This window comes from Flammeovirga sp. SJP92, assembly GCF_001583495.1.
Lineage (GTDB): Bacteria > Bacteroidota > Bacteroidia > Cytophagales > Flammeovirgaceae > Flammeovirga.
In genome coordinates, this window is record NZ_LQAQ01000098.1 from 97,796 (window position 1) to 114,018 (window position 16,223).

Consider the following 16,223-nt stretch of genomic DNA (forward strand, 5'->3'; position numbering starts at 1 on the left):
TGTTATATAGCCATGAAGTTATTGAATGATGAAATGTTTTCTTTTTCAAGTAAAAAAGCCTGAACTACGTCGCTGTCAAAAACTTCTACTCTTAATAAATAATCATTGTCTTTGGATTGGAAATAAAACAACTGTACATCTTTCACAGGAGAAATGTTATTGTTCTCATAATGCTTTTTGACGGTCATTCGCTCCTTGTAGAAAAGTTCCTGGCCTTCTATTTCCACTGGTCTTTCTATATTATAAATAGCATTGATAGCCAAGTATAAATTAATTTCTTTGGCGATATATACTTCATCTTCAGCATTATTGTATACACAAACAATAAGGTTCTCATTGACCATAGACCTACAGTGTATTTGTTTGACAGCTGTAGATTTATTTTTCTGAAAAACGGCCAATCTTGTAATCAGGAAACTATGAGTTCCATAATTGAAAAAATTACCTGCATTCAATTCAAATAGAGAATTATTAATACTGTGTGTTTTATAGTTGCCCCCTTTATGATGGTCAACGTGAAAAGGCTTGTTTGTTGCTATCTTCTCATAGGATTTGAACTCATATTCTCCTGGTACTTTTTGATCAATAATACCCAGAAAATCCTCAATGACACTTTCCATTTGTTCCAGAATTTTATACGGAATGTTATGCCTTTTACTGACTAGAATTCGTTTTTTCAACTTCTCATCTATAAAGTAAAGCTGATATCTATTGCCCAACTTCTGTATGTATAACTGTTTAATACTAGATACGCTGATCGTATAATCATGCAAATTTATTTTAAAAGGAAAGTTGAAATATGAGTGGCATTTCATTTCATAATGATTGATGATAATATCTTTATGAGGAGCCTTTCGGACATAATTATACCACAAAATAGTAAGGATTATATTAGGTGGTATGAGTACAGCGTACAGGTTAAATTCACCTAGAACTACAGAAGATATAAAGATGAATAATATGATACCGCAAGCTTCCCAAAGAATGCCTAGGAAAAGTAATGCGAATGGATTGGAATAATCCGCTTTACAGGAATAGGCTATTTCATCTTTTTCTTCATAAAACTGAACTTGTGGATGGAGAGACAAGTATGGAATATCTTGTTTAGTCTTCATTATAATAATTGATGCTTTAAGTAAGAGCTTATGTTTAGTTTTGGAGCAAATTAACCACTCGAAGTTATAAATATATACGATATTATATAGAATAACAGTTTCTGTTTTTAGCTCTTTTTATGATTCTGAATAAAATGAAGAGGAGGTAATCTTGAAAGTAGTACCTAAAAAGGTAATAAAATATTTATCTATAATTGAACTAAAATAAAAAAGGGATGAGAAGTAATTCGAAAACTACTCCCCACCCTTAAGTAAAAAATCTAAACCAGTTGTCTTTTTAGATCATGTTTAAAACATGCTCTAAGAAAAGTAAATCCTATTGCTTCACTCGAATCACTTCCCTGCTTTTCTTATCAATACCCCAAAGGTTTCCTTCAGGATCAATAGCAATCCCTTGCCCTCTTACAGGTGAAGGAGTTGTTGTTTCCCAAATTAAAGTTGAACCCATTGTTGGGAATTTTAAGGTATACAATTCATTGAAGTGATGATGTGTACAAAGGATCGTATTATCTTCCAGAAGTACGCCTCCTGAAATGCTGTAAGGAGATACTTTTTCAATTAATGCTTTCGGCAGTACCCATGCTTCTTTTCTGTTCCAGTTCAAATCATATTTGATAAGCTGTGACCAAGAAACATCACGGTTTTTCTGCATTTTTCCTTCATTGGCATAATGTACAAACATCACGTACCAGTGGTTTTTCTGCTGCACAATCCATGTGCAAGATCCGATATCAATACCGAAACTGTGGTTCCCGATATGTTCCAATGTATTGATATCCCACATTTCAATAGAAGAATGCATCGGGATTTCAGGGTAATTGGAATGGGCACAGAAAAGTGTATCATTTTGGATATAAGCACTGTTCAAATGCTTCAGACGATCATCCTGCCACCTTTTCACCTCTTCTCCATCAGAAATATTTCTTTTGACAATGGTATTATTATCTACCACAAAGAAGAATTCCTCCGTAGCAGCCACTGCTTGACGGGCATGTGGTGCTTTATATCTTTTTACTTCTTCTTGTGCTTTGACACTCAAGTAGGCAATGCACAAGAAGAAAAATATATAATATCTTTTCATTATAGCTCAAACTTTAAACCTACTGTAACAGTCGGACCATATTGTTCTGTTTGATGCAACAAGTGATCATTGGCAGGGTTGCCGTAGGTTTCAATTTCCATTTGATTCGTTAAGTTGTTCATCTGCGTGAAAACGCTGAACTGATTGTTTACTTTATAACTTGCTGAAATGTCTAAATGGAACTGAGAAGTGAAGTAAACATCTCTATCTTGTCTGTCTGCCACATCAATTAATAATGGACCTCTGTAGTTACCCGCAACCGCAATCATAAGACCGTTTTTAGGGTTGTCGTAAGTCAAAATAAAGTTGGCCATATCTCTAGGGCTGTTACCCATTACTACTTTTCTACCGTCTTCTAATTCTTGCTCAGACAATGTATAAGTATAGTTGGCCATTAAGTTGATCCATTTCAACATAGGTACATTCAAGTCTCTTAAGTTTTTGCTGTACGCTACCTCGAAACCATATAAATGTGAGCTTTCACCGTTTTCAGGTCTTGTGATTTCCCAAATCTGACCGTTTTCTTCCACAAAGTTTTTAGAAGTATAAATCTGATTTTCTAAGAATTTTGCAAATACACCAAACGTAAAGTATCCCATATTGTCAGTGTATCTTTCAAAAATCAAATCAAAGTTGGTAGAGATGGCTGGCTGAAGATCAGGGTTTGATAAACGCTTTGTGAAGTTTTCATCATCAATCACTTCTCTTGGAATAAGTGCTGTAAAAGAAGGTCTACTTAAGCCTTGTGCTACCGCCGCTTTCAGCATGTTTTTCTCATTGAATCGATACACCGCATTGATGGATGGCAATACATTGATATAAGAAGAATTGTCAGAAAGTGTTCTTACATAATCACCCGTATTTTCGTCATATTCATGGAATTTATAACTGTTTCTTGTGGCTTCAATACGAGCTCCAATTAGTGTATTGAATTTCGAAGTCCATTGAATATCGCCCATCAAGTAACCAGAGTTGATAATCTCATCAGCTTGGTAGTTTTGATTTTTCACTTCATAATTTTCTTTAGGACTGCCAAGCGGTAAATCACCAAATTCAGCATCCGTAAAACGAAGATCTCTTCTGTAGAATTGCCCAGGAGCAAGATAGATCGGTTCAAGGTTGTCCATCGTCGCTCTTCTTGCATTATTGACTTTGTCTTTATGCCATAATTTGTAGCCTGCAGAAATGGTAGAAGTTTCTCCTAAGAAACGGAAAGGCTGTGAAGCATTGATTGTAAAAGAGTGATCCAATTCTGTGTTTTCTTTCGTATCAATACGCACTGGCTTATTCATTTCCAACATATTGTCAGGTTCCAGAGCCATTGTTCCATCTAAATCCCAAGGACTCATATTGTCAAAGTGATGCGTTCCTAATGTTCTACTGAAGTAATACTGCGTTCCGTCAGGCTCATCAATAACAGTTTTGATTCTAGTCGCTTTATAATCTAATTTCAAACCGCTTTTAAAACGGTGCTCACCACCTACACCAAACATATCTGTCATTGTTCTTTTGGCTCTAGTTTGTGTTTCTCTGTCTTCTGTAAAAGAAGCTACTGGAGCATCTGGAGTTTCTAGATCATATTTGTAGTTGAAGTTCGTTCTACCTCTTCTTCTGTCATCATTAAAGAAGTTGGAGTTGTAAGAAGCTCTGATAATGTTGTTGTCATCAAATTTATAATCCATACCCACGTTGTATCCATAACGTTCACGTCTCACATCATAATCATTCCATCTTTTTCTTGTCAGTTGATCATCGTCGTTCAGTGTGTATTCTTGTAAAACTGTACCTCTGTTGGTCAAGTAATAACTACCTGTAGCATACACACCAAGTTTGTCTTTGAAGAAACGGTTACCTACATATAAACTGTGGTTTTGCTGTCCTAATCCCCAACCATCATTAAATGGATCTGCATGGAAGTTTTTACCGCCTGAAGTAATTGCTCTTAATGTAAATTCAGAAGGAGCATCTTTCAAAGTAAAGTTGACTGCACCACCAATAGCACCGCCGTCCATATCTGGTGTTAATGTTTTCTTGATTTCAATAGATTCCATGATGTCAGCCGACATAAAATCAAGTGCAGCACCACGGCTATCTTCACCACCCGGCATTGGTGTGCCGTTCATTTGTACTTGGTTGTACTCAGAAGCCATACCACGGATTTGAATATTCTGACCTTCACCTCTGTTTCTTACAATGGAGATACCTGGAATACGCTGTAATGCTTCTGCACCATTTCTATCCGGCATTGTCGAGAACTGTTCTGAAGAAACGATATTTTTAATACTCACAGCATTCTTCTGCTCGTTCAACGATTTCGCTTGTCCTTTCGTAAATTCACCATAAACCGTCACACCATCCAACTCTGTCACATCAGCATTCATGGTGATATTTAATTTGAAAGGCTCATCTCCCTCAAGCGTTATATTGATTACATCAGCATTGTATCCAAGGTAAGTAGCACTGATTTCATATTTTCCTGAAGGAATATTATTGATATGGAAATTACCATCCATATCTGTAATGCTGGCAAAAGTGGTTTCCAATACGTTTACTTGAGCATAGGGAAGGGGATCGCCCGAAGGGCCTAAAATTTTTCCGTACAGGTCTGAAGTTTGACCCATACTATTTGATGAGAATAAGGAAATACATATCCCAGTTAAAATAAGGTAGAGATAATGTTTCATTCTGGTTTTAGTTATGATAATACTAATTGAAAGTTATGGGGGCAAAAGTAGGTTTTCGAATATTACTAGGCTGTGAATAATTAGGAGGACCTTATATTACAGAAATGTTACTTATTGGATATTTGAAACTAGTCTATTATTGGAGAATGAATGTCTATTCTTTTTTCATGCCCATAACAAAAAACCGAATGATTCACTTCGGTTGATTTTATATTTCCTAAACAAAGACATTCTATTACTACATTATGAAACCAATGTGAACGATCTTGTAACATCGTTTTTAGCAATTTGAAGAGTATACTTTGTTGTTTGTAATTGTTAAGAGTCTGCTTTTATATTTCTTGTGATCGATGTTAAGTGTAGATAAGTAATGAGAACAAAAGGGAAGGGATTTTTTAGAAAAAAGAGTGAAAAGATACCTCTAATACCTCTTCACTCTTCCATCATATGTCTTACTTCAAAAAGTTTATGAATCAGCTCTTTTATATGATTCCGAAGGTTTTAATAAACTTCTCCTAAATAAACAGTACTTGTCCCCTGCTCTTCATGAGCTCGAATACTATGTGCTGTTACATATCCAGAAACTGTAAAGTCTTCATCATAAACCATCACGGCACAATAAGCAGAGGTGATATTACTGCTTAAATATGAGAAACTACCATATCCGTCAATAGTCTTACTGTCAGCAGGTATATTCTCGATTATTATTTCATCATCATTCATTTTATCAGAAATAACCACAGCGTGATTGATAAAATTAGTCATATAATCTTTAGTCGTAGCATCACTAGGAAGGGTTGGAGTCTCTTCCACTATCACAGCAGCATATAGTTTTTTATTGGAATAATTTCCCTGTACAAAAAGTTTTAATGACCCAACTTGATCTTGTGGAGACAGCGTAACAGCAATATTTTTTTGTTCATTGATTTCAATAATATTAATATCACCGTACTTAGTGCCTTCAATATCAACTATTACTGATATCTGATAGGTACCATTCTCAGGAAGGTCGATCACTCCATCCTCCTTAAGCCAATTGCTTTCAGCTTCTAAAAAGAAGTGTCGATCATTGTCGACTTTTATAAAATTTAAATTTAGAATCTCACCTTCTTCAACAGTAAGATTCAATGTGGGGTGTTCTTCTATTTCTTCAGTATTATTACATGAAAAAAATAAGAAAAGAGACGTCAATATTAGACAAAGAGAAGTTTTCATAAGTTCAGCTCAAGTTTGCTTTCTGTTTATAATTCACTTATCAAAATTATGGAAAAAGAGATAAAAAAGAAAGAGTGAAAAGACACTTTTCAGTACCTCTTCACTCTTCCATCAAACCTCTTACATCAGAAAGTTTTATCCCTTTCCTTTATCAGTAGCAGTTTGCTGTCTCAAGTGATTCAAGACATCAATCTTTGTGATCAGACCTACAAACTTGCCTTCATTGACTAAGATCGCCACCATGCCATCTCTGAAGATTTCCATTAATCTGTCAATGCTGTCAGAAGACTCAATCACCACAAGATTACTTGTCATGTATTCAGCTACGAAACGCTCAAAAGCAGATTCATCATCATAAACACTAAATAATATATCTGACTCGTCAATGATACCCAATATCTCGTCTCCGTCCATGATTGGAAGCTGAGAGATATCGTACATTTTCATCTTTTTATAAGCATCTAATAAAGTATCTTCAATGCTTGCAGTGACTACCTCACCTTTCTCATAATAATTAGAGATCAAGTCACGAAGGTCACCGAAGGTTTCTTTTTCAATAAATCCTTTCTCTTTCATCCAATTATCATTGAATAACTTAGAGAAGTATTTGTTACCGCTGTCGCAAACGAATGTCACTACACGTTTAGGTTCCGTTTGCTCACGGCAGTATTCCAAAGCAGCCGCAATCAATGTACCTGATGAAGAACCTGCCAAAATACCTTCTTTCAGTAATACCTCACGAGCCGTATTGAAGCTGTCTTTATCAGAAATAGAATAGGCCTTCTTTGTTAAAGAGAAGTCAGCAATTTCAGGAATAAAATCCTCTCCGATTCCTTCTACATACCAAGAACCCGCTTCACCGTATTCACCTTTATCAATGTAATCCTTCAAGATAGACCCTTCAGGATCGGCTAATACTAGCTCTGTAGATGGATTCGCTTTTTTGAAGTAAGCCGCCATACCAGAAATTGTCCCCGAAGAACCAACACCTGCTACTACAGCGTCTACATCGCCGTTCATTTGTGATAAAATCTCAGGACCAGTTGTCAGCTCATGGGCCAACGAGTTGTCAGGATTTGAGAATTGATCTATATAATAGTATCCCTTTTCTTCTGATAGGCGTTTTGCCATATCTTGGTAGTATTCAGGATGACCTTTACCAACATCTGATCTAGTTTGAAGTACCTCTACTCCCATTGCCTTCAAATGAGCTACTTTTTCTTTACTCATTTTGTCAGGCATCACCAATATCAATTTATATCCTTTAAGAATAGCGATCAAAGCTAAACCTAAACCTGTATTTCCAGCTGTTGCTTCAATTAAGGTATCACCCGGCTTGATTTTTCCTGCTTTTTCAGCATTCTCAATCATACTCAAAGCAATTCTGTCTTTGATTGATCCACCAGGATTTTGGTTTTCTAATTTTAAATAAAGCTCACAGTTGCCTGTATCTATATTTCTAACCTTTACGAGAGGCGTATTTCCAATAAGAGAAATAAGGTCATTTTGTGTCTTACTCATGTGTGTATCTGCCTTTTTAAGTACTAGGATTAAAAAGAAAAGGTAAAAACTCCGATTGCATTTACCTTGGTACTTGTGCTGTACAATGCTACAAATTTCTTCAAAGTTACATAAGTGCCTGTTTGAAACAATTATTTATTCCACAAATCCGCTGATTTAGAACGTGATTTTTTAAAATTTATCATTATGGTCAATCTTTCTTCATTGCAAACAAATTCTACGTCTGTTTTTATGTTCCCTGTTTCCTTTTATAAATGAAAAATAGTAGGGCAAAAAGTACTTATTAGATTAATTCTTAATCATTACCACTTATATTTTGCTAATATTTAAATCATTGATTAATTAAATGTCAATTTATTGGTAATATATTGATCTTTAATAGTTTTTATAAAATCTAAATTTTATATTTGTTTAAATATTTATCTATAATAGTTTCAAAAATAAAACATTTGATGAATATTGAAGAAAATGTTGAAAAAAACTGACATTTTTTAGAAGTACGTATTTATGTTACGTTCTTACCCCCTAGATTTGTAGTATCAATAAGGAGAAAAGGTTTCTACTGTTGATCATTGAAAAGAACTTACACACTTAAATTATAATCATCATGGCTGCGGATAAAGGTCAAAACACAGAAAAATTAAAAGCACTAGAAACTACTATTGCTAAGTTGGAAAAGCAGTTCGGTAAAGGAGCTGTAATGAAAATGACAGATGACAATGTTGTAGATGTACCGGTTATCTCTACAGGTTCATTAGGTCTTGACTTGGCATTGGGTGTAGGTGGTGTACCAAAAGGTCGTATCATTGAGATTTATGGTCCTGAATCTTCTGGTAAAACAACACTTACATTACACATCATTGCAGAAGCTCAAAAGCAAGGTGGTATGGCGGCCTTTATCGATGCGGAACATGCTTTCGATAAAATCTATGCTGAGAAATTAGGCATTGACATGGAGCGTCTTCTTGTAGCACAGCCTGACCATGGTGAACAAGCATTAGAAATTGCAGAACAATTAGTACGTTCAGGTGCTATTGATGTAATGGTAGTCGATTCAGTTGCAGCCTTAGTACCAAAAGCGGAATTAGAAGGTGATATGGGTGACAGTAAAATGGGTCTTCACGCTCGTTTGATGTCTCAAGCACTTCGTAAAATCACTGGTGCTATCAGTAAAACAAACTGTTCGGCCATCTTCATTAACCAATTGCGTGAAAAAATTGGTGTAATGTTCGGTAACCCTGAAACAACTACAGGTGGTAACGCCTTGAAATATTATGCTTCTGTACGTTTGGATATCCGTCGTATCGGTGCGATCAAAGAATCTGCTGACAACGTAACAGGTAACCGTACAAGAGTGAAAGTACAAAAGAACAAAGTAGCGCCTCCTTTCAAACAAACTGAGTTTGATATCCTTTATGGTGAAGGTATCTCTCGTGCAGGTGAGGTATTAGATATGGCTGTTGAGTTTGAAATCGTGAACAAAGCAGGTTCTTGGTTCTCATACAGCGGTTCTAAATTAGGTCAAGGTAGAGAAACTGTAAAAGAGTTGATCAAAAATAATCCTGAACTAATGGAAGAATTAGAAGAGAAGATCAAAGTACAAGTATTTGGTCAAGCTCCTGCAGAAGAAGAGGCAGCTCCAGCTCCTGCGGCAGAAGAGAAAAAATAGTGCTTTTAAAGAGATAGAAAATTTCTCTTTTCTAACCTAACTTTTTGATATATACCCTATGTAAATCAGTTACATAGGGTATTTTTTTTATAAAAAATATGATTAGAAAATGAAAAATTAATTTAGATAGATCCCTTTTAAGAAAAATTAAAGAATACGCTCTTTTTTTTGTTACTTCACAAGGAAGTAATCTAAAAACTCAAATACTTTATTTCTTATGAGAAAAAATCTAATCTATTTTTTAGCCCTACTATTCTTAGGGTTTATGACCTCATGTTCAGATGATGAAGATCCGGCTGCAAGTACACCAACTATTGATGTATCTGGGGTTCCTACAGGCGATATCGTAATTGGCCAATTTACAGACTCATTGATTATGAATGTAAATGCAGAGGAAAAAATTGAGTCACTGTTATTAACTCTACCATGGGATGATGGTCAGTTGACAACAGACTTGGCAATGGATCCTGAAGAGCAAGGTAAGCCAGATAATACTCAGGATCATATTGATGTTCATCAGTTTATCTTTGCTAGTTCTGATGCAGATGATTACAAAGACGTAGAAAATGAGAAGCAAGTGAGATTGATCTTAACTCCAGCAATCTTAAACTTGATTGATGAAGCAGGCGTATTGACAATTACTTTAAAAGTGACAGACAAGAAAGAGATGTCAACTACGGGTTCAGCAACTATTACAATCATTGAGCAGGCAGTAACAGTAGGATTTTCTTTAGGTAATGGTATAATCACTGAAGATACACTTACTACAGATTATGGTACTGTACTGACAATTAACCCTACTTCAAATGCAGGAACTGCAATTGAAACAGTTACTGTCAATGGTACAGAAGTGACAGCTACAGATGGTAATTATAATTACACTCTTGTCAATTCTGATACATTAAAAGTTGTGGCTACTGATGCTAACGGCGTTGCAAGTGAAGAAACGATGCTTGCTGTAAGCTTGAACTTAAAAGCTGCTGAAGCATTTACTTGGCAAAGAGTAGGAAGTGCTGATGGAACAGGTTTGGATAAATATGGTCTGACTTGGACAAGCAACTCAGCTACTAATGCAATTGTAAAATCTGCATCAACGACCAAGCTAGTTCAGTTGGCAGAAGCTGATTGGACAGGTATTACTACTCAATCTCAATTAGCTGCGGCAGTAATGGCTGCTACAGAAATTGATCAGTACGAAGGTGTATCTGTAACTGCATCTGGAACATACAACGATGTGCTTGCTACTGAAGTAACTGCAGACGGTGGTGCAAAAACATATTACTTGATTAATGTTACAAATGGTACTGTTACTACAAGTGAGCAAACAGGAACTACAGTAACAATTATGGGTGAATCAAGAGATGACCTTTACGCTACAATATCTGAAGAAGCAAAATAATCTGTAAATCAGAGTTATAATTTTAGGGCTGACCTTTATTAAAATAAGTCAGCCCTATTTTTATGTTCAATTTGTTTTGTGTTATGAGCATTAGAATAAAATTATAATCATTTTGCTCTTTAAAAATTCACCCAAAATAAGGGTGAGTTTTATTGATAATCGACCTCTAAAGTATTAGATTCAATTTTTAATAATTTCAATTTTTAACTCGAGAATAAGTATTTTATTCTCATTTTTTATACTTAGTTAATTATGAAAAAAGTCTTAGTATACTTATTAGCACTTCTATTGGTTGGCTCTTTCTCTTCATGTTCTTCATCAGATGAAGTAGAAGATCTATTATCAGATATAGGTTTAGATAATCCGCCATCGATTGCTGTATCAGGTGTTGCAGATGGTGTATTGACAGCTTCTACTGTTTCAATTAATGTAACGGCTCTTAAGAAAATTAAAAGCTTCAAAGTAACAATTCCTGAACTTGGTGAAATGGATTTTGCACAAGCTCCAACAGCCGAACAACTTCCTGTATATCTTGCATTGGGTATAGATTATGAAGAAGTTTATGGAGCTGAAAGTTATGCAGTAAGAATAGGTTCTGCTCTTTTAGATAATTTATCGGCAGGTGAACATTCTATTCCTATTATGGTAACAGATATGTTGGATCAGAGTATTGATACGACTGTAACATTTACAAAAGAGTAATCTTTGATGTAAGCAAACTACCTTTAAGGTAAATCAGAAAGTGTTGCCCTATTGATCAAATAAGGCAACACTTTTTTCTTGTCTAAGAATACAATTACAGATCCCTTAAAATCTCAGATGGGTTTGTATTCACAACCTTCCAGCAGATAGACGTAATTGTAATTACAGAAATCAAACAAACTCCTACACCAAGTAGTAACCAATCGATAAATTGAATCTGTATTCTATTCGGGAAACTGGAAAGCCATTCAACGCTATAATAATGAGCCAAAGGCATAGCGATAAAGAAGGAGATAAATATCCATAGCAAGTAATCTTTATTGAATAAGAATAATACTTGTTGCACAGATGCTCCATTCACTCTGCGGATACTGATCTCTTTCGTTCTTTGTAAAACGGAATAACGTGTGATTCCCCAGAGTCCACTCACCGCGATAAATAAAGTGATTGCACCAAAGAATAAACTAGCTTGATTTTGCCCTTCCGTTTCTTTATAAACACGATGAATACTTTGATCATAGAACATTGCATCCGTCAGAAAATAATCAGGGTTATCTTCTAACCATCTGTTCCTTACTTTTTGAGCTAATTCCAATGGGTTTGAGGTAGAGTATTTCACATAGATATAAGAGAACTCCAACATTCTTGTTGTAATGATCATTAAAGGTTCATTGGGCTGAGTTAATCCTCTGATGGCAAGGTTGTCTATAATACCTATTACCTTATAATTCGTGTCATTATATTTTACAATTGACCCTACTTGCGTCTCATTGTTTTTCTTAACGAACTCTTTATTCACAATACATTCAGTACTACGGAGTTTTTGATTAGCATCAAAGTCTTTTCCTTCAGTTAAGTGAATATCGAAGAAAGACATATAATTATCAGCAACATGTAAAGTAGAAACCATATGCCATTTATCGGAACCTTCCAATTGAACACTTTCAATACTAATATTACTACCAATACCTATAAACTCACGAGAAGAAGTCACTTCCTTTACTCCCACCATTTTTTTAATTTCTTCCTTATAGGTATCTCTTTTTTCAAAACTAGAATAGATAGGGAGAATGAAAATATTTTCATAGCTGAATCCATGATCTGCTTTGAGTAGATGTTGGTATTGCTGATGAACAATGAACCCGACTGAGAGCAAGATAAACACGGTAGAGAATTGTAATACCAAAAGTATTTTGTCTCCGTATCGATAAGACGAAAATAATTGTGTTTGCCCACTTAAACTTTCTGCAAGAGAAAAGGATTTTACACCTCTCAATGATAGATAACTTAATACTAATATGAGTATTGATCCTATGCTTAGGTAAAAGAATAGTACTTCTAAAGGATAGTCTTTTAGATAAACTACTGAGTTTAATTTTTCATTGATAAAAGAAAGTACAAAGTGAAAAGGCAATAATGAAAAACCAATAGAAATTAAAATCAAAAGCCCTATTTCAATACAGGTCGAAATAAGAATTTCTTTGTGATGTGCCCCATAGATTTTCATTAAAGATAGCGTTTGAATTTCCTCATCTTTCTGAGCGGTATAAAGTACCACAAAGTTGACTAGAGATAATATTAAGATGATGACACCAGTAGAAATAATAACCAAGAAGCTTTCATAAGATCTTAGTTTAGGCATATCATAAAGAAGGTGATGCGAATGGAAATGTATATCTTTTATAGGTTGTAAAGTAACGGACATTCCAACCCCAAAAGGAGCATACTCTTTTTCAAAAAGGCTATTTATTTTCTCTAGATTATTAGGGATTTCGTCCTTGTTTTTTACGGTGAGATAAAGAAAGAATGGATTTGAGCCTAACCACTTGTAAAGGTTTTGGTCATTGGCTTTATAGCGTTCCATCGAACATAAAATATCATACTGCAGGCTACTATTACTGGGAAGATTTTTAAATACGCCCTTAATTTTTCGAGTAGAACCAGGAATCTCAATTTCTTTATTCAAAGGGCTTTCATCTTTAAAGAATGTGTTGGCGAACGATTCAGAAATTAAGACATCATCTTGATCATTAAGTGCTGTTTCTTTATCCCCAAGAATCAGTTCTACATCAAAAAAGTCAAGGAAGTGATTTTCAACAGCACTGATACTATACTCTCCTACTGATTGTTTATTGATCAATATGTCATTTCGATAAGGGACTTCGATAAAAGTATAATCATCCACATTATCAATCTTCTCTTTTATAGTTTGTCCATGAATATAGAATGCTCTTGCCATATTTAGGTCTCCATTTGGCGTTGACAACTTGTAGTTTGTTCTATAAATGTCCTTATCATAGAAGTTGTCATAACCGCTTTCCGAAAGAAAAAATAGAAAAATAAATAAAGCACTGCTTAGACCCAAAGTGAGTCCAAGCAGGTTGATTGTAGTATTTTGATAGTTTTTCAGTAAGTTCTGAAAAGCTAATTTGAAATAGATTTTATACATACTTATAAGTCTCTTAAAATCTTAGATGGATTGATGTTAATTACTTTCCAACAAATCATAGTAATAGTGGAAATGGACATCAATAGAATTCCAAATGCAAGTGTGCCCCATATCCCAAAATTAATTTCAATTCTATTTGGGAAATTCATTAACCAAAGGGAGCAGAAATGATGCGATATGGGTAGTGAAATAATAAAAGCAAGAAGGATCCATTGTAAATAATCTTTATTGAATAGCATCAGGATATCTAGTCTTGAAGCACCATTTACTTTCCTGATACTCATCTCCTGTTTTCTTTGAAGAACAGAAAAACGAGTAATTCCCCAAAGCCCACTAATGGCAATGAGTAGGGAAATTATTCCGAAAAAACTACCTGCTTTTTGTTGTCCTTGTACGGCAGTATAGTTTCGTTGAAGTTCAAGATCATAAAACAAAATTTCAGAGTGTGTTTCAGGAAAAGATTGATCCCATATGTTTTTCACTTTGTCAATTATTTCAATTGGATTTTGAGAATTGTACTTGATATTCAAAAAGTTTCTATCCCAACCATTTTCAGCATTAGTAGCTAATAAAATAGGTCCTGTTTCTTCAATCAAACCATTAATAGATAATGATTGAATAATACCCACTACTTCAAGTTTTTCATCACCTAGTTCTACTATACTACCAATTCCTTCCCATCCATCAAACCTTTTAAAATCATCGTTGACAATACATTGCTTTTTTGCTTTGTGATTATTTTCGTCAAAAGTATTACCCTCTTTGAGTTTGATATCCAAGAAGTCCAAATAGTTGTCATCAGCATGTAAAATATAGGCTAATTCATCTTTCTCTGACTCACCCACTTTTACCATAATTAAACTCGAACCATTTTTCCCTTTTCCTTTCCCAATCATTTCATTAGAAAGCATGATATCTTCTACTCCAGTGATCTTATTGATATCCTCTTTCAGTAGTTCTAACTTTTGATGAGGTATCTGTTTCTTAGTATTCAGTTTTAAAACCAATGTATTATTATAATCAAATCCATAATCTGATATCAATAGATACTGATATTGTTGGTAGATGGTAACACCAATTGAAACAATAGAAAAAACTATTAAAAACTGGATAAGAAGTAACCCTTTCTCAGTTTTATTTTTAGATGAAAAAAGTTGTGTTTGACCGCTTAAACTCTTGGCGAGTGAAACAGTGTTTACCCTTCTCAATGAAAGAAAGCTAAGTAGTATACTCAATGTGGCTCCTATGATTAAATAAAAGAAAACAATTGAATAAATATAGTCACCAATGTGAACCACTGCATTTAATTGTTCATTGAGAAAAGGGAGTATGAAATAAAGAAAAATGAAAGAAACACCTGTAGCTACCATGATCATCAAACTTACTTCCAAGCAAGTAGATTTTATGATATCATTTTGATGAGCACCAAAAATTTTCATTAAAGTTAAAGAGGTAATTTCATTGTCTTTCTGAACACTGTAAAGGACTATAAAATTAAAAAGTGCTAGCGAAAGAATAATGATACCTACTGTAATAACAATCAGGAAACTCTCATAAGAACGGGTATTGACAAAATCATGACTCAAGTCTTTTGAATTAAAATGAATAGCACTGATATGTTGCAGTGATGCTTCATTTGTAATTCTAAAAGGGGAGAATTTCTCCACTAATAAATCGTTGATTTTTTCTAATGTAGAAGGAATTTCATGATCATGTTTGAACTTCAAATAGAGGTTGAAAATATTGGCTCCTTCCCATAAGTCAAAAGTATTATATCTTGGTCGAAGATATTCGACAGAATAAATAATATCATATTGTATATGACTGTTGGAAGGCAAATCTTTAAAAACTCCATTGATGATAAATGTATCATTTTTAAACTCTACCCTTTTCCCTATTGGATTCTCTTTTTGAAAATACTTTTTCGAAAATGATTCAGAAATGAGAATATCATCTTTATTCTTCAATACCTTTTTTTTGTCTCCTTTTACTAATGGAATATCAAAAAAATGGAGATAATTATTTTCAGCTGCAATTGCCTTTACACCTTCAATACTTTCTTTCTGAAGAGAAAGGTATGGAATTAAATGTTGATGGTAGACCGTTGCATGGTCCACAACATTATCAATACGCTCTTGATAAGCAGTTCCATGAGGAAATGAACAGAGTGGCATTGAAAGTGCATTTCCTCCAGATACAGACATTTTATAATTCATTCTATAGATGTCATCCTTGTAGAAACTATCAAAGCTGCTTTCTGATAAATAAAAAAGAAAAACAAACAATGTACTCGCCAGCCCAAGACTCAATCCCAAAAGATTGATCATCGTATTCTGATAATTTTTGATCAGATTTCTAATCGCTAGAGAAAGGTATATTTTATACATC

At 34.4% G+C, this 16,223-nt stretch carries 10 protein-coding genes; 3 read left to right on the forward strand and 7 right to left on the reverse strand.

Going from position 1 to position 16,223, the window contains the following annotated elements; translation table 11 throughout:
• Positions 1–2: 2 nt before the first annotated feature.
• From AVL50_RS24650 to AVL50_RS24670, 5 genes are all read right to left on the reverse strand, one after another.
• Positions 3–1,115: a hypothetical protein gene (locus AVL50_RS24650; protein WP_062619447.1), complete on the reverse strand. Its 1,113-nt coding sequence runs from the start codon at positions 1,113–1,115 to the stop codon at positions 3–5.
• Between the two features lie 316 nt (positions 1,116–1,431).
• Positions 1,432–2,196, reverse strand: coding sequence for a hypothetical protein (locus AVL50_RS24655; RefSeq protein WP_062619449.1), 765 nt, complete (start codon positions 2,194–2,196; stop codon positions 1,432–1,434).
• A complete protein-coding gene (locus AVL50_RS24660) occupies positions 2,196–4,880 on the reverse strand; it encodes a TonB-dependent receptor (protein WP_082795995.1) in 2,685 nt (894 codons plus the stop codon). The genes AVL50_RS24655 and AVL50_RS24660 overlap by 1 nt, the downstream gene beginning before the upstream one ends.
• 501 nt (positions 4,881–5,381) lie before the next feature.
• Positions 5,382–6,095, reverse strand: a complete 714-nt coding sequence (locus AVL50_RS24665; RefSeq protein WP_157491524.1) for a hypothetical protein — start codon at positions 6,093–6,095, stop codon at positions 5,382–5,384.
• A 135-nt stretch (positions 6,096–6,230) separates the two neighbouring features.
• Positions 6,231–7,616: a pyridoxal-phosphate dependent enzyme gene (locus AVL50_RS24670; protein WP_062619455.1), complete on the reverse strand. Its 1,386-nt coding sequence runs from the start codon at positions 7,614–7,616 to the stop codon at positions 6,231–6,233.
• 607 nt (positions 7,617–8,223) lie between these two features.
• Between AVL50_RS24670 and recA the strand changes: the two genes are divergently transcribed.
• From recA to AVL50_RS24685, 3 genes are all read left to right on the forward strand, one after another.
• Positions 8,224–9,285 carry a recombinase RecA gene (recA, locus tag AVL50_RS24675; protein ID WP_062619457.1) on the forward strand — a complete coding sequence of 354 codons (1,062 nt, stop codon included), beginning with the start codon at positions 8,224–8,226 and terminating at the stop codon, positions 9,283–9,285.
• Between the two features lie 217 nt (positions 9,286–9,502).
• Positions 9,503–10,684: a hypothetical protein gene (locus AVL50_RS24680; protein ID WP_157491525.1), complete on the forward strand. Its 1,182-nt coding sequence runs from the start codon at positions 9,503–9,505 to the stop codon at positions 10,682–10,684.
• Positions 10,685–10,936: 252 nt separating this feature from the next.
• The gene (locus tag AVL50_RS24685; protein WP_062619461.1) at positions 10,937–11,386 is read left to right on the forward strand and encodes a hypothetical protein; all 450 of its coding nucleotides are present in this window, start codon (positions 10,937–10,939) and stop codon (positions 11,384–11,386) included.
• Between the two features lie 94 nt (positions 11,387–11,480).
• Here AVL50_RS24685 and AVL50_RS24690 read toward each other — a convergent pair whose 3' ends face one another.
• Both AVL50_RS24690 and AVL50_RS24695 read right to left on the reverse strand, forming a co-directional pair.
• Complete coding sequence (locus tag AVL50_RS24690; RefSeq protein ID WP_062619463.1) at positions 11,481–13,835, reverse strand: ABC transporter permease; 2,355 nt, start codon at positions 13,833–13,835, stop codon at positions 11,481–11,483.
• Between the two features lie 2 nt (positions 13,836–13,837).
• Positions 13,838–16,222: an ABC transporter permease gene (locus tag AVL50_RS24695; RefSeq protein WP_062619465.1), complete on the reverse strand. Its 2,385-nt coding sequence runs from the start codon at positions 16,220–16,222 to the stop codon at positions 13,838–13,840.
• Position 16,223 lies beyond the last annotated feature (1 nt).